Annotated in this window: 23 protein-coding genes; 14 read left to right on the top strand and 9 right to left on the bottom strand. The window is 61.5% G+C overall.

What is annotated here, in order from left to right:
* Positions 1-449 precede the first annotated feature (449 nt).
* Together HBO19_RS27030 and HBO19_RS27025 are read right to left on the bottom strand one after the other, a co-directional pair.
* Positions 450-1,943, bottom strand: a complete 1,494-nt coding sequence (locus HBO19_RS27030; RefSeq protein WP_170042556.1) for a CoA-acylating methylmalonate-semialdehyde dehydrogenase — start codon at positions 1,941-1,943, stop codon at positions 450-452.
* A 74-nt stretch (positions 1,944-2,017) separates the two neighbouring features.
* Complete coding sequence (locus HBO19_RS27025; RefSeq protein ID WP_169957156.1) at positions 2,018-3,367, bottom strand: aspartate aminotransferase family protein; 1,350 nt, start codon at positions 3,365-3,367, stop codon at positions 2,018-2,020.
* A 125-nt stretch (positions 3,368-3,492) separates the two neighbouring features.
* Here HBO19_RS27025 and HBO19_RS27020 point away from each other — a divergent pair, with 125 nt between their 5' ends.
* The 6 genes from HBO19_RS27020 to HBO19_RS26995 all read left to right on the top strand — a co-directional run bounded on the left by HBO19_RS27020 (position 3,493) and on the right by HBO19_RS26995 (position 9,566).
* A complete protein-coding gene (locus HBO19_RS27020) occupies positions 3,493-4,413 on the top strand; it encodes a LysR family transcriptional regulator (RefSeq protein ID WP_169957154.1) in 921 nt (306 codons plus the stop codon).
* 86 nt (positions 4,414-4,499) lie between these two features.
* Positions 4,500-5,894, top strand: coding sequence for a nucleobase:cation symporter-2 family protein (locus HBO19_RS27015; protein ID WP_170058655.1), 1,395 nt, complete (start codon positions 4,500-4,502; stop codon positions 5,892-5,894).
* A gap of 87 nt (positions 5,895-5,981) precedes the next feature.
* Positions 5,982-6,641 (top strand): TetR/AcrR family transcriptional regulator, encoded by a 660-nt coding sequence (locus HBO19_RS27010; protein WP_169957152.1) that lies wholly within the window; start codon positions 5,982-5,984, stop codon positions 6,639-6,641.
* A 13-nt stretch (positions 6,642-6,654) separates the two neighbouring features.
* Positions 6,655-7,236: a YigZ family protein gene (locus HBO19_RS27005; RefSeq protein WP_169957150.1), complete on the top strand. Its 582-nt coding sequence runs from the start codon at positions 6,655-6,657 to the stop codon at positions 7,234-7,236.
* A 46-nt stretch (positions 7,237-7,282) separates the two neighbouring features.
* Positions 7,283-7,969 (top strand): SDR family oxidoreductase, encoded by a 687-nt coding sequence (locus HBO19_RS27000; protein ID WP_169957148.1) that lies wholly within the window; start codon positions 7,283-7,285, stop codon positions 7,967-7,969.
* 241 nt (positions 7,970-8,210) lie between these two features.
* Positions 8,211-9,566, top strand: a complete 1,356-nt coding sequence (locus tag HBO19_RS26995) for an 8-oxoguanine deaminase (protein WP_169957147.1) — start codon at positions 8,211-8,213, stop codon at positions 9,564-9,566.
* Here the strand turns inward: HBO19_RS26995 and HBO19_RS26990 are convergent, their stop codons facing one another.
* Positions 9,567-10,655 carry a calcium:proton antiporter gene (locus HBO19_RS26990; protein ID WP_170058654.1) on the bottom strand — a complete coding sequence of 363 codons (1,089 nt, stop codon included), beginning with the start codon at positions 10,653-10,655 and terminating at the stop codon, positions 9,567-9,569.
* Positions 10,656-10,849: 194 nt separating this feature from the next.
* On the opposite strand from HBO19_RS26990, the gene HBO19_RS26985 reads away from it, so the two are divergent.
* A complete protein-coding gene (locus HBO19_RS26985; RefSeq protein WP_170042552.1) occupies positions 10,850-11,803 on the top strand; it encodes an adenosine deaminase in 954 nt (317 codons plus the stop codon).
* Between the two features lie 31 nt (positions 11,804-11,834).
* Here the strand turns inward: HBO19_RS26985 and HBO19_RS26980 are convergent, their stop codons facing one another.
* Both HBO19_RS26980 and HBO19_RS26975 read right to left on the bottom strand, forming a co-directional pair.
* Positions 11,835-12,533, bottom strand: a complete 699-nt coding sequence (locus HBO19_RS26980; protein WP_169957143.1) for a helix-turn-helix transcriptional regulator — start codon at positions 12,531-12,533, stop codon at positions 11,835-11,837.
* Between the two features lie 134 nt (positions 12,534-12,667).
* Positions 12,668-13,597, bottom strand: a complete 930-nt coding sequence (locus tag HBO19_RS26975; protein ID WP_170058653.1) for a LysR family transcriptional regulator — start codon at positions 13,595-13,597, stop codon at positions 12,668-12,670.
* A 122-nt stretch (positions 13,598-13,719) separates the two neighbouring features.
* On the opposite strand from HBO19_RS26975, the gene HBO19_RS26970 reads away from it, so the two are divergent.
* Together HBO19_RS26970 and HBO19_RS26965 are read left to right on the top strand one after the other, a co-directional pair.
* Complete coding sequence (locus tag HBO19_RS26970) at positions 13,720-14,733, top strand: zinc-binding alcohol dehydrogenase family protein (protein WP_170058652.1); 1,014 nt, start codon at positions 13,720-13,722, stop codon at positions 14,731-14,733.
* A gap of 149 nt (positions 14,734-14,882) precedes the next feature.
* On the top strand, positions 14,883-15,062 hold the full coding sequence (locus HBO19_RS26965; protein WP_032859764.1) for a hypothetical protein: 180 nt from the start codon (positions 14,883-14,885) through the stop codon (positions 15,060-15,062).
* 8 nt (positions 15,063-15,070) lie between these two features.
* Here HBO19_RS26965 and HBO19_RS26960 read toward each other — a convergent pair whose 3' ends face one another.
* Entirely contained in the window at positions 15,071-16,264 is a 1,194-nt protein-coding gene (locus tag HBO19_RS26960; protein ID WP_169957139.1) for a multidrug effflux MFS transporter, read from the bottom strand.
* A gap of 86 nt (positions 16,265-16,350) precedes the next feature.
* A complete protein-coding gene (locus HBO19_RS26955; RefSeq protein ID WP_169957137.1) occupies positions 16,351-16,548 on the bottom strand; it encodes a cation transporter in 198 nt (65 codons plus the stop codon).
* A 147-nt stretch (positions 16,549-16,695) separates the two neighbouring features.
* On the opposite strand from HBO19_RS26955, the gene HBO19_RS26950 reads away from it, so the two are divergent.
* From HBO19_RS26950 to cueR, 3 genes are all read left to right on the top strand, one after another.
* Positions 16,696-17,076 carry a hypothetical protein gene (locus HBO19_RS26950; protein WP_170058651.1) on the top strand — a complete coding sequence of 127 codons (381 nt, stop codon included), beginning with the start codon at positions 16,696-16,698 and terminating at the stop codon, positions 17,074-17,076.
* Between the two features lie 80 nt (positions 17,077-17,156).
* The gene (locus tag HBO19_RS26945) at positions 17,157-19,358 is read left to right on the top strand and encodes a heavy metal translocating P-type ATPase (protein ID WP_170058650.1); all 2,202 of its coding nucleotides are present in this window, start codon (positions 17,157-17,159) and stop codon (positions 19,356-19,358) included.
* Positions 19,355-19,756, top strand: a complete 402-nt coding sequence (cueR, locus tag HBO19_RS26940; RefSeq protein WP_169957133.1) for a Cu(I)-responsive transcriptional regulator — start codon at positions 19,355-19,357, stop codon at positions 19,754-19,756. Before HBO19_RS26945 ends, cueR begins: the two co-directional genes overlap by 4 nt.
* A 54-nt stretch (positions 19,757-19,810) precedes the next feature.
* On the opposite strand, the gene HBO19_RS26935 is transcribed toward cueR, so the two are convergent.
* Positions 19,811-20,707: a PA4780 family RIO1-like protein kinase gene (locus HBO19_RS26935; RefSeq protein ID WP_076961462.1), complete on the bottom strand. Its 897-nt coding sequence runs from the start codon at positions 20,705-20,707 to the stop codon at positions 19,811-19,813.
* Between the two features lie 174 nt (positions 20,708-20,881).
* On the bottom strand, positions 20,882-22,159 hold the full coding sequence (locus tag HBO19_RS26930) for an acetyl-CoA C-acetyltransferase (RefSeq protein ID WP_169957131.1): 1,278 nt from the start codon (positions 22,157-22,159) through the stop codon (positions 20,882-20,884).
* A 106-nt stretch (positions 22,160-22,265) separates the two neighbouring features.
* Between HBO19_RS26930 and HBO19_RS26925 the strand changes: the two genes are divergently transcribed.
* The gene (locus HBO19_RS26925; protein ID WP_170058649.1) at positions 22,266-23,618 is read left to right on the top strand and encodes a 3-oxoacyl-ACP reductase; all 1,353 of its coding nucleotides are present in this window, start codon (positions 22,266-22,268) and stop codon (positions 23,616-23,618) included.
* Between the two features lie 2 nt (positions 23,619-23,620).
* Entirely contained in the window at positions 23,621-24,469 is an 849-nt protein-coding gene (locus tag HBO19_RS26920; RefSeq protein WP_170058648.1) for a MaoC/PaaZ C-terminal domain-containing protein, read from the top strand.
* The last annotated feature ends 106 nt before the right edge of the window (positions 24,470-24,575 follow it).

Genomic DNA, 24,575 nt, shown 5'->3' with positions numbered 1-24,575 from the left:
AGCACCCACACGAATTGCTTGATTCAGTTGTTAAAGAGCGGTTGGTTAAGATCTTTCGTCTCAACCGAGGCGCGCATTCTACAGCAGCCTCATTTGCTGTCAAGTGATTATTTTCAGAAGCTTCGAGATTTTCCTCAACAACTTCAACCACTTGCGCCTTCGATCTCTCGTCAGCGGGAGGCGAATTCTACAGCGTTACACGCTGCTGTCAACACCTCTTTTTCAACTTCCTTTTGGCTTCGATGAACTGAAGCAACCTGCTGCCGAAAACCACATAACTCTTTGTTTACCAAGGAGTTTTCCGTTTCGACTGCGCCGGAAGTGGGGCGAATTATAGACAGATATAAATCGCCGTCAACCGTTACTTTCACAATTCTGTCATATCGGTCAAAAAAGCCCCTAAAACGCAAAGGCCGGCCCCAAGGGGCCGGCCTTCTGCTCATCCAACCTTACAAACTAGGGAACGCGAACTGCGACGCCTCATGGCTGGCACGCTGCGGCCAGCGCTGGGTGATCGCCTTGCGACGGGTATAGAAACGCACCCCATCCGGCCCATAGGCGTGCAAGTCGCCAAACAGCGAACGCTTCCAGCCGCCGAAGCTGTGATAAGCCACCGGCACTGGCAATGGCACGTTAACCCCTACCATGCCCACTTCAATCTCGTCACAGAACAGGCGCGCCGCCTCACCGTCACGGGTAAAGATGCAGGTGCCGTTGCCATATTCGTGATCATTGATCAGTTGCATCGCCGCTTCCAGGCTGTTCACCCGGACGATGCACAGCACTGGGCCAAAGATCTCTTCCTTATAGATGCGCATCTGCGGCGTCACGCGATCAAACAGGCAGCCACCGAGGAAGAAGCCGTCCTCATGACCGCTAACGCTCAAGCCACGCCCATCGACCACCAGCTCAGCACCCGAAGACACACCGTCTTCTATATAGCCGCTGACCTTGTCCCGCGCCTGCGCAGAAACCAACGGCCCCATGTCCAGGCCACAGGAAGTACCCGCACCAATCTTCAGCGCCTTGATCTGCGGTACCAGCTTGGCGATCAATGCATCCGCCACCTGGTCACCCACACACACGGCCACCGAGATCGCCATGCAACGCTCGCCGCAGGAACCGTAGGCTGCGCCCATCAAGGCACTGACCGCGTTGTCCAGGTCCGCATCCGGCATCAGCACCGCATGGTTCTTCGCCCCGCCCAGCGCCTGTACACGCTTGCCGCGCTTGGTCGCTTCGGAATAGATGTACTCGGCAATCGGCGTCGAACCGACAAAACTCAAGGCCTTGACCTCAGGCGCCTCGATCAGCGCATCCACCGCGCCCTTGTCACCATGCACCACGCTCAACACGCCTTTGGGCAAACCGGCTTCCTGCAGCAACTGCGCAATCAACAGCGTCGAGCTTGGGTCGCGCTCCGATGGCTTGAGGATGAAGCAGTTACCGCAGACGATGGCCAGCGGATACATCCACAGCGGCACCATGGCCGGGAAGTTGAACGGTGTAATACCCGCCACCACACCCAGCGGCTGGAAGTCGGACCAGGCATCAATGTTCGGGCCGACGTTACGGCTGTACTCGCCCTTGAGGATTTCCGGCGCCGAGCACGCGTACTCAACGTTTTCGATACCGCGCTTCAACTCACCGGCGGCGTCTTCCAGGGTCTTGCCATGCTCTTCGCTGATCAACTGCGAGATGCGGGCTTCGTTCTGCTCCAGCAATTGCTTGAAACGAAACATCACCTGGGCACGCTTGGCCGGTGGCGTATTGCGCCAGGCCGGGAATGCCGCCTTGGCCGAGTCGATCGCCTGTTGAATGGTTTCACGGCTGGCCAATGGCACCTGGTGAATCACCTGGCCAGTAGATGGGTTGTAGACGTCGGCGCTACGACCGCTATCGTTAACCAGTTCGCCGTTGATCAAATGCTGGATAAGGCTCATGCAAGGCTCCTGAAAAGTTGTCCACAGGCGCGACACGCGTCGCGCCCGACAGTTGTTCTATATAGAAGGAGAAATCAGTCGATCGTGTTCAGCACTTCGCCGACCGCATCGAACAAGCGATCCAGGTCCTGCGGCTTGCTGTTGAAGGTTGGGCCGAACTGCAGGGTGTCGCCGCCAAAACGCACATAGAACCCGGCCTTCCACAACGCCATGCCTGCTTCGAATGGGCGCACGATGGCGTCCCCATCACGCGGTGCAATCTGGATCGCACCGGCCAGGCCGTAGTTACGAATGTCGATCACATTCTTGCTGCCCTTGAGGCCATGCAGCGCATTCTCAAAGTGCGGCGCGACTTCGGCCACGCTCTGCACCAGGTTTTCCTTCTGCAACAGATCCAATGCCGCCAACCCGGCTGCGCAAGCTACCGGGTGTGCCGAGTAGGTATAGCCGTGTGGGAATTCCACCGCGTACTCAGGCGTCGCCTGGTTCATGAACGTCTGATAGATCTCGCTGCTGGCAATCACCGCACCCATCGGAATCGCCCCGTTGGTGACTTGCTTGGCGATGCACATCAGGTCCGGCGTCACACCGAAGCTATCGGCACCAAACATCGAGCCGGTTCGGCCAAAGCCGGTGATCACTTCGTCGAACACCAGCAGGATGTTGTGCTGGTCACAGATTTCACGCAGGCGCTTGAGGTAGCCCTGGGGTGGCACGAGCACACCAGCCGAGCCTGCCATCGGCTCGACGAACACCGCAGCGATGTTCGAAGCATCATGCAACTCGATCAGCTTGAGCAACTCGTCAGCCAGGGCAATACCGCCCAACTCCGGCATGCCGCGGGAGAAAGCGTTGCTGGCCAGCAGGGTATGGGGCAGGTGATCGACATCCATCATCGCCTGGCCAAAAATCTTACGGTTGCCGTTGACGCCGCCCAGGCTGGTACCGGCGATATTCACCCCGTGATAACCACGAGCGCGGCCGATCATCTTGGTCTTGGTTGCCTGGCCCTTTAGGCGCCAGTACGCACGCACCATCTTCACCGCCGTATCGGCGCACTCGGAGCCGGAGTCAGTGAAAAACACATGATTCAGGTTGCCTGGGGTCAGGTCGGTAATCTTTTCTGCCAACTGGAAGGACAAAGGATGACCGTATTGGAAGCCTGGCGAGTAGTCCAGGGTGCCCAGTTGCTTGGCGACCGCTTCCTGGATTTCCTTGCGCGTGTGCCCTGCGCCGCAGGTCCACAGCCCCGACAGCGAGTCATAGACCCGACGCCCCTTGTCATCGATCAACCAACTGCCTTCGGCACCCACGATCAGCCGTGGGTCGCGCTGGAAGTTACGGTTGGCGGTGTAAGGCATCCAGTGGGCATCCAGCTTCAATTGGCTGGCCAGGGTGGATGGGGCGTTTTCGGGCATGTTCATCAGCAAAACCTCGCAGGGCAAAAGGCAGCGTCGGGATTGAAAAGCGTTGTTGCAGCTAAATTGCCACGGGGATAAAGTCTAGGAAATGCAACTCTTCTAACCTTCAGTCAGGCATTCACTAAACTATGAGCAGCCGTCGACCCGACCCGCTAGCCCAAGTCAGCGACTTCGATATCCGCCTGTTGCGCATCTTTCGCAGTGTGGTGGAGTGCGGAGGCTTCTCGGCGGCGGAAACCGTACTGGGCATCGGCCGTTCGGCCATCAGCCAGCAAATGAGCGACCTCGAACAGCGCCTGGGCCTGCGCCTGTGCCAGCGCGGGCGCGCCGGTTTCTCCCTGACGGAAGAAGGTCGCGAGGTCTACCAGTCCGCACTGCAACTATTAAGTGCGCTGGAGAGTTTCCGCACCGAGGTCAACGGCCTGCACCAGCACCTGCGCGGCGAACTGATCATCGGCCTGACCGACAACCTGGTGACCCTGCCCCATATGCGCATCACCCATGCCCTGGCGCAGTTGAAAGAACGCGGCCCGGACGTACAGATCCAGATCCGCATGATCGCCCCCAACGAAGTGGAACAAGGTGTGCTCGACGGGCGCCTGCATGTCGGCGTGGTGCCCCAGGCCAGCGCACTGTCGGGCCTGGAGTACCAACCCCTGTACAGCGAGCGTTCGCTGCTCTACTGCGCGGTGGGCCATCCGCTGTTTTATGCGGACGATAAGCAACTGGACGACCACCGCATCAATAGCCAGGACGCCATCGCACCAACCTTCCGCCTGCCCGCCGATATCCAGGCCCATTATCAGGCGCTCAACTGCACCGCCAGTGCTTCCGACCGCGAGGGCATGGCCTTCCTGATCCTCACCGGGCGCTATATCGGCTACCTGCCCGACCACTACGCCAGCCTGTGGGTTCAACAAGGCCGACTGCGTGCGCTGAAACCGCCTACACGTTTTTACGATTTAAGCCTGGCTTCGGTCACCCGCAAGGGCCGCCGCCCCCATTTGGTGCTGGAAAGCTTTCTCGACAGCTTGGCCGCGACCCGCTGATACGGGCCCCACACAAAACCTGAGCAAGTGGACAGCTTTTTGCAAGGCACAGGGACCATGAACCGTCAGCCCCGAGTCCACATGCCATGCCACCAGAATCCTCCAGCGCCAGCGACCTGATCTACGGCCTCAACGACCGTCCCAAACCACTGCCCGCATTGCTCGCGGCCCTGCAACATGTGCTCGCCAGCTTCGTCGGCATCATCACCCCGCCTTTGATCATCGGCTCGACCCTGGGCCTGGCCGCCCACCTGCCCTACTTGATCAGCATGGCGTTGATGGTTTCCGGTGTCGGCACCTTCATCCAGGCCCGTAGGCCGTTTGGAATTGGCGCGGGGATGATCTGCCTGCAAGGCACCAGCTTTGCCTTTCTCGGCGCAGTGTTATCGGCGGGTTTCCTGGTCAAGCAGCGCGGCGGCAGCCCGGAAGACATCCTGGCGATGATCTTTGGCGTGTGCTTTTTCGGCGCGCTGGTGCAGGTCGTGTTGAGCCGTTTTATCGGCCAACTGCGCCGGGTCATCACGCCGCTGGTAACCGGGATTGTGATTACCCTGATTGGCATCAGCCTGATCAAGGTGGGCATCACCGACCTGGGCGGCGGCTTCAATGCGCCGGACTTTGGCGCGCCGACCAACCTGGCCCTGGGCCTGTTCGTGGTGCTGACGATTATCCTGCTCAATCGCTCGAATACGCCGTGGGTACGCCTGAGCGCAATCATCATCGGCCTGCTATTGGGCAGCCTCGCCGCCTGGTTCAGCGGCAAGCTGGTGCCCCAGCCCCTGCCCGACCTGCCCTTGATCAGCCTGCCGACGCCGTTCCATTTTGGCTTCAGCTTCGACTGGAGCGCTTTCCTGCCGGTCGCGCTGATTTATCTGATCAGCAGCATCGAAACCGTGGGCGACCTCACCGCCAACTGCATGATCGCCCGCCAGCCCATCAGCGGCCCTTCCTATATAAGCCGGCTCAAGGGCGGCGTGCTGGGGGATGGCGTCAGTTGCATGATCGCCGCCACTTTCAGCGCGTTCCCCAACACCACCTTTGCCCAGAACAACGGCGTGATCCAGTTGACCGGCGTCGCCAGCCGCTATGTGGGCCTGTACATCGGCGTAGTGCTGTTTTGCCTCGGGCTGTTTCCAATGATTGGCGCGGTATTGCAGCAAATCCCCAAGCCGGTGCTCGGCGGCGCGACCCTGGTGATGTTCGGCAGCGTGGCCGCCGCCGGCGTGCGCATCCTGGCCCAAGCCCCGCTGGACCGCCGCAGCATGCTGATCATCGCCACCTCGTTTGGGGTCGGCCTGGGCATCGCCGCGCAACCGAACCTGTTACACCTGATGCCAACCCTGGTGCAAAACCTGTTCGATTCAGCCATCACCAGCGGCGGGCTGACGGCGATTGTGTTGTGCCTGATCCTGCCGGAATCCAAGGCGACAACGCCTGCCGCAAATCCACTCGTGGAAAACGACACGCTGGAACCGCTTTGACGCTTTTATCGTATCGGGACTTGTCTGAGGCTTGAGGGTGGGTTATCTGTGCAGCAATCGCATTCATCGATCTGCACGGAAACCTCCATGAGCCTCGAAGTTCCTGCCCACAACAGCCACGCCGGAAAACCCGCCAGCCGCATTCGGCAAAAGAACGAACAAGCGATCATCCAGGCCGCTGAAGACGAATTCGCCCGGCATGGCTACAAAGGCACCAGCATGAACACCATCGCCGCGAGCGCCGGGCTGCCGAAGGCCAACCTGCATTATTACTTCACCAATAAGCTGGGGCTGTATATCGCGGTGCTGAGCAATATCCTCGAACTGTGGGACAGCACCTTCAACACCCTGACCGCCGAGGATGATCCTGCCGAGGCGCTGACCCGCTATATCCGCACCAAGATGGAATACTCGCGGCGCCAGCCCCAGGCTTCGCGAATCTTTGCCATGGAGATCATCAGCGGCGGCGAATGCCTTACCGAATATTTCAGCCAGGACTACCGCGCCTGGTTCAGCGGCCGGGCTGCGGTATTCCAGGCCTGGATCGATGCCGGCAAGATGGACCCCGTGGATCCGGTACACTTGATCTTCCTGCTGTGGGGCAGCACCCAGCATTACGCTGACTTCGCGACCCAGATCTGCCGCGTGACCGGTCGCACCAAGCTGACCAAGCAGGACATGGAAGACGCCGGCAGCAACCTTATCCACATTATTCTCAAGGGCTGTGGCATCAAGCCTGCCCTCTGAACGAAGCGATCCAATGCCTTTCACCCTTACGGGCTTTTGCGAATTTCGCGAAGAAATCCGCAAAAGCCGCTTCATCACCTATGCCGCGCCGATTACCAGCCCGCAGGACGCCCAGGCGTTTATCGAGCAGCACAGCGACCTCAACGCCACGCACAATTGCTGGGCCTGGAAACTCGGTGGGCAATACCGCAGCAACGACGACGGTGAACCCGGCGGCACCGCCGGGCGACCGATCCTGGCCGCCATCGAGGCCCAGGGGTTTGACCAGGTCGTGGTGCTGGTGGTCCGCTGGTATGGCGGTATCCAACTGGGTACCGGTGGCCTGGCCCGGGCCTATGGGGGCGGCGCGAATAAATGCCTGCAAAACGCCGAACGGGTCGAACTGATCAGCCGCGTGCCCTTGAGTTGCGCCTGCGGCTTTGCCGAGTTGACGCTGGTAAAGCTGCGTGTCGCCGAACTGGGTGGCCTAGTGGTGGAAGAAACCTTCACCGCAAACGGCGTGGAGCTGCAACTGGCACTCGGCGAAGCCCATATCGACACCCTGCAAACGCAGTTGGCCGACCTGAGCCGCGGACGAATCCTGCTGCAACGCTGAACCTGATAAGGTTGTTCACTGAACCCCGACGCCAAAGGAAGCCTTCATGTCTACGCCAAAAACCGCACTGATCATCGGCGCCTCGCGCGGGCTGGGCCTTGGCCTGGTCAAGCAATTGCTGGCTGATGGCTGGCAAGTCACCGCCACCGTGCGCAACCCGCAAAAAGCCGACGCCCTTAAAAACCTGGGCCCGGTACAGATCGAGCAACTGGACATGGACGACCAACAGGCCGTCATCGCCTTGAACCAGCGCCTGAAAACCCAGACCTTCGATCTGCTGTTCGTCAACGCCGGCGTCAAGGGCCCGGCCAACCAGACCCCGGGCCACGCGACCCAGGCCGAAGTCGGCCAACTGTTTTTCACCAATGCCGTGGCGCCGATCAACCTGGCTCAACGCTTTGCCCCGCAGATTCGCCAGGGCAGCGGCGTACTGGCGTTCATGAGCTCGGTGCTGGGCAGCGTGACCATGCCCGACGCACCAGACCTTGCGCTGTACAAGGCCAGCAAGGCCGCCTTGAACTCCATGACCAACAGCTTTGTGTCGCAATTGGGCGAGCAGAAACTGACCGTCCTGTCGTTGCATCCGGGCTGGGTCAAGACCGATATGGGCGGCGAAGGGGCCGACCTGGACGTGGAGACCAGCGTGCGCGGCCTGATTGCCCAAGTGAACGCCTACACCGGCAAGGGCGGCCATCATTTCGTCAACTACAAGGGCCAGACCATTCCCTGGTAACCCCACCCTGTAGGAGCCGGCTTGCCGGCGATGGCGTCACTGAGAACATCGCAATATTGTCGGGCCTCATCGCCGGCAAGCCGGCTCCTACAGGATAAATGGATGTCAGATGAGCGGTGGATAGACCCCACCGCTCACTCCACGTAGACTTCCCACCTCGCCCTTACCGGCGACCCTGGATCAGCAGACAGGGCAACACTGAGCTGGCAAACCTGAACCCATCATTCAGAGGAGCCGGCCAATGCCTGCGACCCGTACCTGGTTAAAAAACCCTCTCGCGATTTTCACTGCCAATGCTCTCGATGCCCGTGGCGGCCTGGTGCTGCAAGACGGCGTGATCGTTGAAGTACTCGCCCTCGGCCAACAACCAAGCTTGGCCTGCGAACACACCTTCGACGCCCGCGAGCACGTGATCCTTCCCGGCCTGATCAACACCCACCATCACTTCTACCAAACCCTGACCCGCGCCTGGGCCCCGGTGGTCAACCAGCCGCTGTTCCCCTGGCTGAAAACCCTGTACCCGGTCTGGGCGCGCCTGACCCCGGAAAAACTGGCCCTGGCCAGCAAAGTCGCGCTCGCCGAACTGCTGCTCTCAGGCTGCACCACCGCGGCCGATCACCACTACCTGTTCCCCGATGGCCTGGAGCAGGCGATCGACGTGCAAGTCGACAGCGTGCGCGAATTGGGCATGCGCGCCATGCTCACTCGCGGTTCGATGAGCCTGGGCGAAGCCGACGGCGGCCTGCCACCGCAACAGACGGTGCAGCAGGGCGAAGTGATCCTCGAAGACAGCCAGCGCCTGATCAAGCGCTACCACGAGCGCGGCGATGGCGCGCAAATCCAGATCGCCCTGGCGCCCTGCTCGCCGTTTTCGGTCACCCCCCAAATCATGAGCGCCAGTGCCGAACTGGCCAACCAGCTCGATGTGCGCCTGCACACCCACCTGGCCGAAACCCTCGACGAAGAAGACTTCTGCCTGCAACGCTTCGGCCTGCGCACCGTGGACTACCTCGACAGTGTCGGCTGGCTCGGGCCCCGCACCTGGCTGGCCCATGGCATTCACTTCAACCCTGAGGAGATCGCCCGCCTGGGCGCGGCCGGCACCGGGATTTGCCATTGCCCAAGCTCCAACATGCGCCTGGCCTCCGGCATCTGCCCGACCCTGGACCTGATCGCCGCCGGCGCGCCGATTGGCCTGGGCGTGGACGGCTCGGCTTCCAACGATGCCTCCAACATGATTTTGGAAACACGCCAGGCCCTGTATATCCAGCGCCTGCGCTACGGTGCGGAAAAAATCACCCCTGAAGGCGTACTGGGCTGGGCCACCAAGGGTTCTGCGCAGTTGCTCGGCCGTAGCGATATCGGTGAACTGGCGGTAGGCAAACAGGCCGACCTGGCGCTGTTCAAACTTGATGAGCTGCGCTTCTCCGGCAGCCACGATCCTGTTTCGGCGCTGCTGCTATGCGGCGCCGACCGTGCGGATCGAGTGATGGTGGGCGGCAAGTGGCGGGTGATCGAGGGGCAAATCGAGGGCATGGACCTCAAGGGCCTGATCGCCGATCACAGCCAGGCGGCGCGGCAGTTGATCGCCGGCTGACTACACGCCCAGCAGCGACAACATGATAAAGGTCGCAAACAGCACAAAATGGGTCATCCCTTCGATGGCGTTGGTTTCGCCATCGTTGAGGTTGATCGCGCTGACAATCAGCGTGATAAACACCATCACGGTTTGCACCGGCGTCATCGCCATCTGAAACGGCTGGCCGGTGTACAGCGCCATGGCTTCCATCACCGGCACGGTCAAGATCACCGTCGACAACGAAGCACCCAGCGCGATGTTGACCACCGACTGCATGCGGTTGGCCAATGCCGCACGCAAGGCGGTCAGAATCTCCGGGGCGGCGGAAATCGCCGCCACCAGGATCGCCGTGATCACCGGCGGCGCGCCCGTGCCCTCCAGGCCAAGGTCCAGGGTCTTGGACATCACTTCGGCCAATGCGCCAATCACCACCACGCCAAACACCAGGGTTGCGATGGAGAATGTCAGGTTGACCGACGAAGCCTGTTCTTCCGGCAACGGCTTGCGACGTTTTTCCGGATAGCTGTAGCTGAAGAAGTAGCTGTGTGGCCCCACCTGCATGCGCAGGAACAAGGCGTACAACACCACCATCGCGCCAATGGTGAAGGCCGAGTAGATTTTCCAATCGGCCTTGGGGATAAATTCCGGTACCACCATGGATACGCCCATGGCGGTGAGGATCATCACGCTGTAGGTCCGCGCCGAATCATCGTTGTAGGACTGTTCCCCATGCTTGATGCCACCCATCAGCGCGGCCAAGCCTAAGATGCCGTTGATATCCAGCATCACCGCCGAGTAAATCGTGTCGCGCACCAGGGTCGGCGACGCCTCGTTGCTCATCATGATCGCCAGGATCACCACTTCCACCAGCACTGCCGCGAGGGTCAGGATCATGGTGCCGTAGGGGTCGCCGACCTTTTCAGCGAGAAGTTCGGCGTGGTGGGCCACGCGCATCGACGCCATGACGATAAAACCGATCAGCACCAGGCCACCGAGCAGTGCCGTCACCTGCCCACTGTGCAGCAGCCAGTGCTCCAGCGGGTAGGCCGCGATGGCGGCGATCAGCGCCAGCCACATGAATTTTTCTTGCTTGAGGGATGTGAGCATTGCGGGCCTTTTCGAGCGGCGATTCAGTCATTGATGGGGTACAGACTGCGGCGATTCGCTAACGTTTCGTTACACCTTAGTTCATTCACCCATTGCCGCAGGCACGAACAATGCTTACCGCTCGGTCAGGTTTTACCGATTATTTGTGCCCTGGCCTGTAGAATGCCGCCATTGCACCTGATGAGAACGCACACATGTACGACTGGCTCAACGCCCTGCCCAAGGCCGAACTGCACCTGCACCTGGAGGGTTCGCTGGAGCCCGAGCTGCTGTTCGCCCTGGCCGAACGCAACAAAATCGCGCTGCCGTGGAACGACGTCGAAACCCTGCGCAAGGCCTACGCCTTCAATAACCTGCAAGAGTTTCTCGACCTCTACTACAAGGGCGCCGATGTATTGCGCACCTCCCAGGATTTCTACGACCTGACCTGGGCCTACCTGCTGCGTTGCAAAGCGCAGAACGTGATTCATACCGAGCCGTTCTTCGACCCGCAGACCCACACCGACCGTGGTATCCCGTTTGAAGTGGTGCTCAATGGCATCGCCAGCGCGCTCAAAGATGGCGAGCAGCAACTGGGCATCACCAGCGGCCTGATCCTCAGCTTCCTGCGCCACCTGAGCGAAGAAGAAGCCGAAAAAACCCTCGACCAGGCGCTACCGTTCCGTGATGCGTTTGTCGCCGTGGGCCTGGACAGCTCGGAAATGGGCCACCCGCCGAGCAAGTTCCAGCGCGTGTTCGATCGCGCCCGTGGCGAAGGTTTCCTGACCGTCGCCCATGCTGGCGAAGAAGGCCCGCCGGAGTACATCTGGGAAGCCCTCGACCTGCTGAAGATCCAGCGTATCGACCATGGCGTGCGCGCCATCGAAGACGAGCGCCTGATGCAGCGGATCATCGACGAGCAGATCCCCCTGACCGTGTGCCCACTGTCCAATACCAAGCTGTGCGTGTTCGACGACATGGCCCAGCACAACATCCTCGACATGCTCGAGCGTGGGGTGAAGGTCACGGTGAACTCGGATGACCCGGCGTACTTCGGCGGGTATGTCACCGAGAACTTCCACGCGTTGCACACCTCGCTGGGCATGACCCAAGACCAGGCCAGCCGCCTGGCGCAAAACAGCCTGGATGCACGCCTGATCAAGCCGTAAGCAACCCAGGCAGGAGCCGGCTTGCCGGCTCCTACACAGCCGCTATCCGGGCAATTTCCAGGCGCCCGGTCTCGGTGACCTGCAGTGCGCTCGACTCGTTGATTGTCTTCAACCAGCGCGACTGCATGAACAATTGCAACAATCCCGCCCCCAGCGCCCCACCCAGGTGCGGCTGCTGCTCGCTCCAGTCAAAACAGTCGCAAGCCAGCGTCGAGTAACCCTGATGGGCCAAGGCCTGGGTAAAAATGCCGTGCTCGGCCAAATGCCGTGCGCCCAGGGGCGTCACATGGATCCGCTGTTCGTAGCGCTCGATCCACTTCGCCAGCAGCATGCGTTGATAAAGTGCCGCCGCCATTTCCCCGCCCAAGTGGTCATGGCACAGCCGCGCCTGGCGCAACGCTGCCGGCGCCAGCAACGCCGCCACCGGCCGGCTGGGCGCAATGCGCGCCACACTGGCAATTGTGGTACTGGCCAACGCATCGACTGCCGCGCCCACATCCGCCGCCGCCATGCGGAAGAAGCGTTTGCGCCCACGGGCTTCAATACGCAGCAATCCACCCGCCGCCAACCGCGCCAGATGCGCATTGGCCGATGACGCCGATAACCCAGCCAACATCGCCAGTTCTTCAGACGGCTTGGCCGAGCCGTCCATCAATGCCCAGATCATCGCGGTGCGCTTAGGGTCGGCCAGCAAGGTGGCGATCTGGCTGATGCAAGGTGCCTGTTCCATGTACTCACTCCCTGTTGAATCGTTGGTCTGCTCCATTCCGCGCAAAAGTATAAGTGTGTAAGCAGCAGATTCCGTGGCGTCTTACAGCCAAATCAGCTACAGCAACTGCCTGAAATTTCCTGAATCCCCTGGGGTTATTGCGTAGTCCCTCGCCGTTCAGGCAACTGCGCGCTCAACTTCCCACAACGTGCCACGAGCATTTCTCGCAGGAGATTGATCGGTTTACTCAATTGCGCGCGGTGGGCGCACAGCAGATTGAGCGGTGTGCGCTCACCCTGCAGCTCCGGCAAGAGCAACTGCAGACGGCCGGCCAGCACGTCGGCGCTGACATCCAGCCAGGACTTGTAGGCAATGCCCACCCCGGCCACGGCCCAGCGCCGCACCACATCGGCATCATCACTGAAGCGGTCACCGGTGACGGTCAGGCTGATTTCCCGCTTGCCATCGCGAAAGCTCCAATGGTCGTGCACCCGGCTGCCGAGCATGTAAAGCAGGCAATTGTGCTGGGCCAACTCCTCCAGGTGGCGCGGCTCGCCATGGCGGGCCAGGTAGCCGGGCGCCGCGCACAGCACCCGGCGATTGTCCGGCGCCACAGGCAAAGCCACCAGGCTCGAGTCCTCGGGTTCGCCGTAGCGCAAGGCGATATCCACCGGCTGGCGGAACAGGTCGGCGATCCGGTCGCCCAGCAGCAGGCGTACGCTCAATTGCGGGTGCTCACGTTGAAACTCGTCGAGCCACGGCAATAGTAGGTTGCGTCCGAAGTCCGAAGGCGCCGACAGCTGCAAGACTCCGCTGACATGATCCTGACCGCTGGCCAGCAGGCGCCGGCCTTCATCCAGTTGGCTCAAGGCACCACGGGCGTACTGCAAGAAGCCCTCGCCCTCGGCGGTCAGGCGCAGGCTGCGGGTGGAGCGAGCCAGCAAGCGCGCACCCAATTGTTGCTCGATGCGTTTCAACGCGGCACTGGCTACCGCCGCCGACATATCCATGACCCGGGCGGCGGCAGACAAACTGCCCAAATCCGCCGCACGCACGAACAACTGCAAATCATCAAAACGCAGCATGAGCATCGCCCCGACTAATTATCAAAAATATATTGAAAGAGACTGCTCTTTTAGCGGGTTTTATCTGCAAGAGAAATAGCCAATGATCCACCTATTCCCTTCCACACACCCTGGAACTCGTCATGAAAGCCATCGCCTACTACGCCGCATTGCCAATCAACGACCCCAAGTCCCTGCAAGATATCCAATTGCCTGAGCCGGTGGCCGGCCCGCGCGACCTGCTGGTAGAAGTCAAAGCCATCTCGGTCAACCCGGTGGACACCAAGATCCGCCAGAACGTCGCCCCGGAAAACGGCGCGGCCAAGGTGTTGGGCTGGGACATTGCGGGCGTGGTCAAGGCCGTCGGCAGCGAAGTGACACTGTTCAAGGCCGGCGACAAGGTGTTCTACGCCGGCTCCCTGACACGCCCGGGCGGCAACAGCGAGCTGCACACCGTGGATGAGCGCATCGTCGGCCATATGCCCAAGAGCCTGGGTTTTGCCGAAGCCGCTGCCCTGCCGCTGACCGCTATCACCGCCTGGGAACTGCTGTTCGAACGCCTGCAAGTCCCTGAAGGCAAGACCGATCAAGGCCAGAGCCTGCTGATTGTCGGCGCTGCCGGTGGCGTGGGGTCGATCCTCACCCAACTGGCGGCGCAACTCACCGCGCTCAAGGTCATTGGCAGTGCCTCGCGCCCGCAAACCCAGGCCTGGGCCAAGGACCTGGGGGCCGACCTGGTGGTCGATCACAGCCAGCCCCTGAGCGAAGAACTCAAGCGCGCAGGCCACCCGCAGGTGACCCACGTCGCCAGCCTGACCCAGACCGACCAGCATCTGGACCAGTTGGTCGAAGCCCTTGTGCCCCAGGGCAAACTGGCATTGATCGATGATCCCAAGTCGCTGGACGTGCTCAAGCTCAAGCGCAAGAGCCTGTCGCTGCATTGGGAGTTCATGTACACCCGGTCGATGTTCGAGACTGCCGACATGATCGAGCAACACAACCTGCTCAACCGCGTGGCCGAGCTGATCGACGCCGGCACCCTGAAAACCACGGTGGGCGAACACTTCGGCGTGATCAACGCAGAGAACCTGCGCCGCGCCCACGGGTTGCTGGAAAGCGGCAAGGCCAAGGGCAAGATTGTGCTGGAAGGCTTCTAAGACGCGGGCTCTGTGAGTGTCGTCCGCTATCGTTGTAGGTAACGGACGGCACCGCTAGTCAGACACTTGATCCTTGTCATATTTGTGAGCGTATTCGGGTTTATATTGGCCGCCTTTGCCACGCAATCTTTTACGTGAGGAAGTCAGCAATGAAGATCCTGATAAAAGCGTTAGCAAAATCCCAAGGCAACAAATGGCAGGTGCGCCTGGACCACGATGCCTTTACCTTCCGCAGTGAAGCCGAGGCCCGCGCCTTCGCCAATACCCTGCAAAACCGGATCCAGGCACCCCACCGCTTTCCCGAAAGCCAGCAGCGCGCTACTGGCTGAAAACGCCGTCAGACCTGCGCTTGCAAGGCACGCTGCCGTTGCAGGCGCTGGGTCAACATGGCCACCACTACCGCCAACACCCCGCACAGGCTGATGACGATCGACATCGGCATGGCCGTGCCGTCGTGCAATGCGCCGACCAACGATGCCGCCCCCGCCGCCACCCCAAACTGAATGCAACCCAAAAGGGCCGACGCGCTACCGGCCCGCGCGCCCTGGCCGTTCATGGCGCACGCCGAGGTATTGGGCATGATGCAACCCAGGCTGGCGATACACAGGAACAGCGGCACCAGCAGCGGCCACAACGCTTGGGTATGCAGAGCACTGACCGCCAGCAACGCCAGCGCCGCCGCGAGGTACACCCACACCGTGCGGGTCAGCAGAAACGCCGGGCCGCGCTTGGCCAGCAGCCGCGCGTTGACCTGGGCCACCAGGATAAAACCCGCGGCATTGGTGCCAAACAGCCAGCCATAGTGCTCGGCCGGCACGCCGTAGAGCTTGATAAACACGAAAGGCGAACCCGCGATGTAGGCAAACATCCCGCCAATCGCGATGCCACCGGTCACGGCATAGCCCAGGTACACCCGGTCGGCCAGCAGGCGCCCGTACTGGCGCAACGCCCCGGACAATGGCTGCCGAGGCTGATGAGCCGGAAAGCTCTCCGGCAAACCGACAGCCACCGCCACCCCGGCGCCGACGCTAAATACCGTCAGCGCGAGGAAAATCGACTGCCAGCCCCACAAGCTGACCATTACCCCACCGAGCATCGGTGCCAGGATCGGTGCCAGCCCGACCACCAGCATCAACTGCGAAAAGACCTTGGCCGAGCCCACCGCGTCGCACTTGTCGCTGACCACCGCCCGGGAAATCACCATGCCCGCACACCCGCCCAGGGCCTGGACGAAACGCGCACCGATCAGCCACTCCAGGGACGGCGCATAGGCGCACGCCAAGGAGGCCACGGTGAACAGGGTGACGCCGCTCAACAGCGGGATACGCCGGCCGAAACGATCCGCCAGCGGCCCATAGATCAACTGGCCGATCGCCAGGCCGGTGAAGTACACCGCCAGGGTCAGCTGGATATGTTTTTCGTCGGTACCGAACGCCACGGCCATGGCCGGGAAGCCCGGTAGATAAAAGTCGATGGCCAGCGGCGCAAATGCGCTCAAGGCCCCCAGAATAAGGATTATGCGAAGGTTCATCAGGCACCCGGAAGAGTCGGCAGCCCGACAGTCTAGCCGCGCTTGGGTGCCTTGAACATTACGTTAGCTCGCTACCTATTAAATAATCAGGCGAGCCTGGCGTTGTAGCCTTCTTCGGTGATCAGGCTGATCACCTCTTCCGGCGACAAGCGACTTACCACGCCGACTTCCTTGGCTTTCAGATCTACATTCACGCTAGCGGCCGGATCTCTGGATTGTACTGCTTGGGTCACGGCCCGAACGCAATGGCCGCAGGTCATTCCTTCAACGCTGAATATTTGCATGACATGACTCCTTGAGTGAGGTTTCGCCCAGTTTCATCCTTGCCACGATGGCAAGGTCAAGCGCTGAAAACAACTGCCGGGCTGGCATTCCCTGGCGGCGTCGGCCAAGCTGCAACCATCCACGATTTGAAACCCGGAGAATTCACCATGCGCTGGTCGTTTTTTGGCCTTGTGAGCCTGCTCAGCCTGTTCGCCACTGTCCCCCAGGCCAGCGCCGCCGAGGACTATGGGGTGCTGATCATTTCCAGGGAACGCCTGGAAGTGCCCACCAATTGCGAGATTGGCCTGTACGTCAATGATCAACTGGCCGGCCGGCTGTTCCAGGAGCAGGCCACCTCGTTCAACTTCCCCGCAGGCCGGGTCTCGCTGCGTCTCAAACTGTTGCCGGGCCAGGCGCCAGGCTGCCTGCCGGGACTGTTGGCGCCCAAGGCACAAAACATCGAGTTGAAAGCTGGCGACGTGCGCAAGCTGCGCATTGCCCAAGGCGCAGACGGCATGTACCTAAAGCCTGCAAAACTGGGCTATTGAACCACGCGGGATAATGGAGCTTGACCTTCCCCTAAGGTTAAGGTTGATCCTACAGGCAACTACTCCTGGAGGACTGCCCCATGAATGGATCCACCACCTTCGACCTGCCGATCAGCGGCATGACCTGCGCCAGTTGCGTCGGGCGGGTCGAACGCGCCCTGAACAAGGTGCCCGGCGTGCAAAGCGTCAGCGTCAACCTGGCCAATGAACGAGCCCACGTCGAGGTGGCGGGCCAGATGGACGCCGCCATACTGATCGCCGCCGTGGAAAAGGCCGGCTATACCGCCACCTTGCCGCAGAGCGAAACCGCCACCCAAGCCAGCCAGGAACAGCGCCTGAAACGCGAACGCTGGTCACTGGTGATGGCCATTGTGTTGGCGTTGCCACTGGTGTTGCCGATGCTGGTGCAGCCCTTCGGCCTGCACTGGATGCTCCCGGCCTGGATCCAGTTCCTTCTCGCCACACCGGTGCAGTTCATCTTTGGTGCGCGCTTCTATGTCGCCGCCTGGAAAGCCGTGCGCGCCGGTGCGGGCAACATGGACCTGCTGGTCGCCATCGGCACCAGCGCCGGGTATGGCCTGAGTATCTATCAATGGCTCATCGCCCCGGCTGGGGTGGAACCGCACCTGTACTTCGAAGCCTCGGCGGTGGTGATCGCCCTGGTGCTGCTCGGCAAATACCTGGAAAGCCGCGCTAAACGCCAGACCGCCAGCGCCATCCGGGCCCTGGAGGCCTTGCGGCCGGAGCGGGCGATCCAAGTGATTGATGGCCGCGAGCAAGATGTCGCCATCAGTGCGCTGCGCCTCAACGACTTGGTACTGGTCAAGCCCGGTGAGCGTTTCCCGGTGGATGGCGAAGTGGTCGAAGGCCAAAGCCATGCGGACGAAGCCTTGATCACCGGTGAAAGCCTGCCGGTACCGAAACAGCCTGGGGATAAAGTCACCGGCGGTGCGATCAACGGTGAAGGCCGTTTGCTGGTACGCACCCTGGCCCTCGGCGCCGAGAGCGTGCTGGCGCGCATCATTCGCCTGGTCGAAGACGCCCAGGCCGCCAAGGCGCCGATCCAGAAACTGGTGGATAAAGTCAGCCAGGTATTTGTGCCGACCGTGTTGGTGATCGCCCTCGCCACCCTGATTGGTTGGTGGTTGTACGGTGCGCCGCTGGAAACCGCATTGATCAACGCGGTCGCGGTACTGGTGATTGCCTGCCCGTGCGCACTGGGCCTGGCGACGCCGACTGCGATCATGGCCGGCACCGGCGTTGCGGCCCGTCACGGGATTCTGATCAAGGATGCCGAAGCCCTGGAGCGCGCCCATGAAGTCAGCGCGGTGGTGTTCGACAAAACCGGCACCCTCACCTCCGGCGCGCCGAAAATCGCCCACCTGCATGCGGTAGATGGCAATGAGGCGTTGCTGCTGCAACAGGCCGGCGCCCTGCAACGCGGCAGTGAACACCCATTGGCCAAGGCAGTACTGGACGCGTGTAACGATCAAGGCCTGCCGGTTGCCGATGTCAGCGCCAGCCAATCCCTGACCGGGCGCGGCATTGCCGGCACTCTGGACGGCCGGCAACTGGCCCTGGGCAATCGGCGCATGCTCGATGAGACCGGCTTGAAGCCGGGGGACCTGGCCGCCAACGCCAGCGCCTGGGAGGCCGAGGGCCGCACCTTGTCCTGGCTGATCGAGCAAAGCCCACAGCTGCGGGTACTGGGCCTGTTTGCCTTTGGCGATACCCTTAAGGAAGGTGCCCTGCAAGCCGTGCAACAGCTCAAGGCGCGCAATATCAGCAGCCACTTGCTGACCGGCGACAACCGCGGCAGCGCCCGCGTGGTGGCACAAGCGCTGGGCATCGACGATGTGCACGCCGAAGTGTTGCCTGCCGACAAGGCCGCCACCGTCGCCGAGCTGAAAAAGACCGGGGTAGTGGCCATGGTCGGCGACGGCATCAACGACGCCCCGGCCCTGGCCGCTGCGGATATCGGCATCGCCATGGGCGGCGGCACCGACGTGGCGATGCACGCGGCCGGTATCACCCTGATGCGCGGTGATCCGCGCCTGGTGCCCGCAGCGCTGGAAATCAGCCGCAAGACCTACGCAAAAATCCGGCAGAATCTATTCTGGGCCTTTGTGTATAACTTGATCGGCATTCCGCTGGCCGTGTTCGGCCTGCTCAACCCAGTATTGGCCGGTGCCGCCATGGCCCTGTCCAGCGTGAGCGTGGTCAGTAATGCGCTGCTGTTGAAAACCTGGAAACCCAAGGATCTGGAGGATCACCGCCAATGAACATCGGCCTAGCAGCCCGGCAAAGCGGCTTGAGCGCCAAGATGATTCGCTATTACGAATCCATCAACCTGCTCAAGCCGGCCCATCGCAGCGACAGCGGCTATCGCCTGTACGACCACGAGGACCTGCATACCCTGGCCTTTATCAAGCGCTCGCGGGACCTGGGGTTTTCCCTGGAGGAAGTCGGCAAGCTGCTGGAATTGTGGCAAGACCGGCAGCGCGCCAGTGCCGACGTCAAGGCGTTGGCTCGCCAGCATATCGATGAGCTGAACCACAAGATCCGCGAGCTGGGGCAGTTGCGCGATACCTTGCAGGACCTGATGGAGAACTGCCAGGGCGATCACCGGCCCGATTGCCCGATCCTCAAGAAGTTGGCGTCGGGCAGTTGCTGTAACTGAGTAAGGAGCGGGGGTACAAAAAATCCGGCCTGGGCCGGATTTTTTGTTGTCAGATCACTGCATCCACGGCGGCGGCGGTTCCTCCGCCGGTTTGCCCGGTGGCGCATCGTCCGCTGCGCGGATCGCCTGGCGCCGCTCTTCGTCGAGGCGTGCCGCTTCGATCTCGCGCATCACGCCGCCCACATCCGCCAACTCTTCCGGTTCGTCGAACTCGCCGGTCAATACGCTGGCCGGGTGCAAGGTGCCGGCTTCGTACAGCGCCCACATTTCCTTGGCGTACTTGGTAGCCTTCAATTCCGGGGCAAAGCGCCCGAAATACGAAGCCATGTTGCCCACGTCCCGCTCGAGCATGGTGAATGCGTGGTTGTTACCCGCCGCGTCCACCGCCTGCGGCAGGTCGATGATTACTGGCCCCGTCGGCGTCAACAGTACGTTGAACTCGGACAAGTCACCGTGCACCAGGCCGGTACACAGCATCAACACGATCTGCGAGATCAGGAATGCGTGATACTCACGGGCCTGATCCGGCTCCAGGACCACGTCGTTCAGGCGTGGCGCCGCATCACCGTATTCATCGGCCACCAGTTCCATCAGCAACACGCCTTCGAGGAAGTCGTAGGGCTGGGGCACACGCACACCGGCACCGGCCAGGCGGAACAAGGCCGCCACTTCGGCGTTCTGCCACGCGTCTTCGGTTTCTTTCTTGCCGAACTTGGAGCCCTTGGCCATCGCCCGGGCCTGCCGGCTGTTGCGGACCTTGCGGCCTTCCTGGTATTCGGCCGCCTGACGAAAACTTCGTTTATTCGCCTCCTTGTAGACCTTGGCGCAACGTAACTCGTTGCCGCAGCGCACCACATAAACAGCTGCTTCTTTACCACTCATGAGTGGGCGCAGCACTTCGTCGACCAGACCGTCCTCGATCAGGGGTTCAATGCGTTTAGGAGTCTTCATCAGCTTTTATTGTGGGTCCTTTATTACCAAACACGCGTATGGCACTCGTTATACGGCAATCCTCGCACAGCGGGGAGAGGGTAACGAGCCTTGATCTGCTAAAGAATGCATCCAATATGCCAGATTAATCCGACAAAGCCGCTATTGCTCAAGGCGTTCGGATGATAGCCGAGATCAGCGCTCAATGATCGCCGTCACGCCCTGGCCACCCGCCGCGCAGATCGAAATCAGCCCGCGCCCCTTGCCGGCCGCGTCCAGCAGCTTGGCCAGGTTGGCGACGATACGCCCACCGGTAGCGGCAAACGGGTGCCCGGCGGCCAGGGAACTGCCTTTGACGTTCAGCCGGCTGCGGTCGATGGCGCCCAACGGTGCGTCCAGGCCCAGGCGGCTCTTGCAGTAATCGGCATCTTCCCAGGCCTTGAGTGTGCACAAAACTTGGGCAGCGAAGGCTTCATGGATTTCGTAGTAGTCAAAATCCTGCAGGGTCAGGCCATTTCTCGCCAACAGGCGTGGGACGGCATACACCGGCGCCATCAACAGCCCTTCGGCGCCATTGACGAAATCCACCGCCGCCGCTTCGCCATCGCGCAAGTAGGCGAGGATCGGCAGGCCACGCTCCTTGGCCCAGGCTTCGCTGCCCAACAACACCAGGGATGCACCATCGGTCAGTGGCGTGGAGTTGCCGGCGGTCAGGGTGCCCTTTGCGCTGCGTTCAAAAGCCGGTTTGAGGCTGGCGAGTTTTTCCAGGGTCAGGTCTGGGCGCAGGTTGTTATCACGGGTCAGTCCCAGGAACGGCGTGAGCAAATCGTTATGCCAGCCTTCGGCGTAGGACGCGGCCATCTTCTGGTGGCTTTCCAGGGCCAGTTGGTCCTGCTCGGCGCGGGGTATCTGCCAAGTCTGCGCCATCAACTCGCAATGCTGGCCCATGGACAGGCCCGTACGCGGTTCGCCATTGCGCGGCAGTTCCGGCTTGAGGTGTTGCGGGCGAAGTTGTAACAGGACTTTTAATTTATCCGCCATGGATTTGCTGCGGTTGGCCTGCAGCAGGATCTTGCGCAGGCCCTCGTTCACCCCGATGGGCGCGTCGGAGGTGGTGTCGACACCGCCGGCAATCCCGCATTCGATCTGCCCCAGGGCAATTTTGTTGGCCACCAGCAACGCCGCTTCCAGCCCGGTGCCACAGGCCTGTTGAATGTCATAGGCCGGGGTTTGCGGCGACAGGCGCGAGCCCAGCACGCATTCGCGGGTCAGGTTGAAGTCGCGCGAATGCTTGAGCACCGCGCCTGCGGCCACTTCGCCCAGGCGCAGGCCGTGCAGGTTGTAGCGCTCGATCAAGCCTTCCAGGGCAGCGGTCAGCATGGCCTGGTTACTCGCCGTGGCGTAGGGGCCATTGGAACGGGCGAAGGGGATGCGATTACCGCCAATGATCGCGACACGGCGCAACTGAGTCATGGAAAGCTCCCTGTTAGGTGGTAGGTGCAATCCTGAGCCTAGACTAGGAACGACTGTCACCTATTGATGGTCCACCCTTTGAACCCCAGCAGCCGGAGAGCGTTCCATGTCTGACCGTTATATCGACTTCGCCAACTCAAGCCTCGGCCACCGCCTGGTCTCGGCCATTGGCCTGCCGTCCCCGGTACGCCTGGAGCGCTGGCAAGCCGGACGCCTGCGCCCGGTGGATGGCGCCCTGCTGCTGGGCGGCGGCCCGCTCGCGGCCCAGGTGCTGGGGTTTTCCAACAAACTCACCGAGGCCATCTACAGCTACGGGCCCGAGCCGTTGCAGGCCACACCGTGGATCCCCGGGCACGGCCCCAAGCTCAAGGCGGTACTGTTCGATGCCAGCCACTTGCAGCACACCGACCAACTCAAGCAACTGCGTGAATTCTTCCAGCCGCTGCTGAAAAATCTCGATCACAGCGCGCACCTGGTGATTCTCGGCCGCGCCCCGGAAAGCCTCGACGAACCGTTTGCCGCCAGCGCCCAGCGCGCCCTCGAAGGCTTCAGCCGGTCCCTGGCCAAGGAGCTGCGCAACGGCGGCACCTTGCAACTGCTGTATGTCGCAGAAGGCGCCGAGGAGCAATTGGAAGGTGCGCTACGGTTTTTCCTTTCACCCAAAAGCGCCTATATCAGCGGCCAAGTGCTGCGCCTGAACGCCTGCCCAACCCAGGTGCACGACTGGACGCGCCCGCTGGCCGGGCTCAAGGCCCTGGTGACCGGGGCTGCCCGTGGCATCGGCGCGTCGATTGCCGAAACCCTGGCGCGCGACGGTGCCGAAATTGTGTTGCTGGATGTGCCGCAAGCCAAGGCCGATCTCGACGCCCTCGCCGCACGCTTGGGCGGGCGTGGCATTGCCCTGGATATCTGCGCCGATGACGCCGCCACGCAACTGATCGAACACTTGCCGGACGGCATCGACATTGTGGTGCACAACGCCGGGATCACCCGCGACAAGACCCTGGCCAATATGACCCCGGAATACTGGGACGCAGTGCTGGCAGTCAACCTCAACGCCCCGCAAGTGTTGACCAAGGCCCTGCTTGACAGCGGCACCCTGCACGACAATGGCCGCGTGGTTTTGCTCGCGTCCATCAGCGGCATTGCCGGCAATCGCGGGCAAACCAACTACGCCGCGAGCAAGGCCGGGTTGATTGGCCTGGCCCAGGCCTGGGCGCCGCTGCTGGCGCAACGGGGTATCAGCATCAACGCAGTGGCGCCAGGCTTTATCGAGACCCAGATGACTGCGCATATTCCTTTCGCCTTGCGTGAAGCCGGGCGGCGCATGAGTTCACTGGGCCAGGGTGGCTTGCCGCAGGATGTTGCCGAGGCGGTGGCCTGGCTGGGCCAGCCAGGGTCAGGCGCCGTCAGTGGCCAGGCATTGCGCGTATGCGGGCAAAGCCTGCTGGGAGCGTAACCATGCTGTGGCACACATTACCCAGCAGCCCGGCGCTGCCACCGCTGTATTGGCGCGCCGCGCTCAAGCGCAAGATCACCGGCACCACCTTGCCCACGTTCGGCTTGCATTGCCGGGTGCAGGTCAACCCCGAAGCGGTCGCGGCCTATCGCAAGGTCTGCGGGTTTGTCCAGAGCCCGCTGCTGCCGGCGACTTATCCGCACATCCTGGCGTTCGGCCTGCAGTTGCAACTGCTGACAGCACGGGAATTCCCCTTCCCGCTGCTGGGGCTGGTGCATTTGAGTAACCGTATCCGCGTGTTTCGCCCCATGGGCGGGGTCAGCGATGTACGGGTCAGCGTGCATACGCGCAACCTGCAACCCCATGCCAAGGGTGCGACTTTTGACCTGATCACCACCGTCGAGGATTCCCTGGGTCTGCTGTGGGAAGGTGAAAGCCGAATGCTCTGTCGCGGGATGAAACTCGCTGGCGAGGCCCCAGAGCAATCCCTGCCCGCGCCCAATTCGATCAGCGAACTGACCCGCTGGCAGGCGCCATCCGACATCGGACGGCGGTATGCCCGGATATCCGGCGACTACAACCCGATCCACTTGAGCGCACTCACCGCCAAGCTGTTCGGCTTCCCCCAGGCGATCGCCCATGGGCTGTGGAACAAGGCTCGCACCGTGGCGGCCCTGCATGAACATCTGCCCACGGCGAATATCGAGATCTACGTTGAGTTCAAGAAACCGGTGCGCCTGCCTGGCGAGGTCATCTTGTTGAGCAGCGCCCCCGGCTCCAGCGGTGAGTTGCAACTCAAGGGCCGCAGCGATATAGAACACATGCTCGGCAAGTGGCAGCCGATTGCCTGAAACCGGGGTAATCTGCTGATTAATTGTATATATACAACCTAAGTTATAGCGGGCTAACGATAGCCCGCTAACTTATTCAAGTAGTTGATTTATAACACATCGACGC

Origin of the sequence: Pseudomonas sp. WS 5021 (genome assembly GCF_012985535.1) — a bacterium.
In the GTDB taxonomy this organism is placed as follows: Bacteria; Pseudomonadota; Gammaproteobacteria; order Pseudomonadales; family Pseudomonadaceae; genus Aquipseudomonas.
The sequence above is the reverse complement of the archived record's forward strand: the minus strand, read 5'-3'. Positions and strand labels throughout refer to the sequence as shown.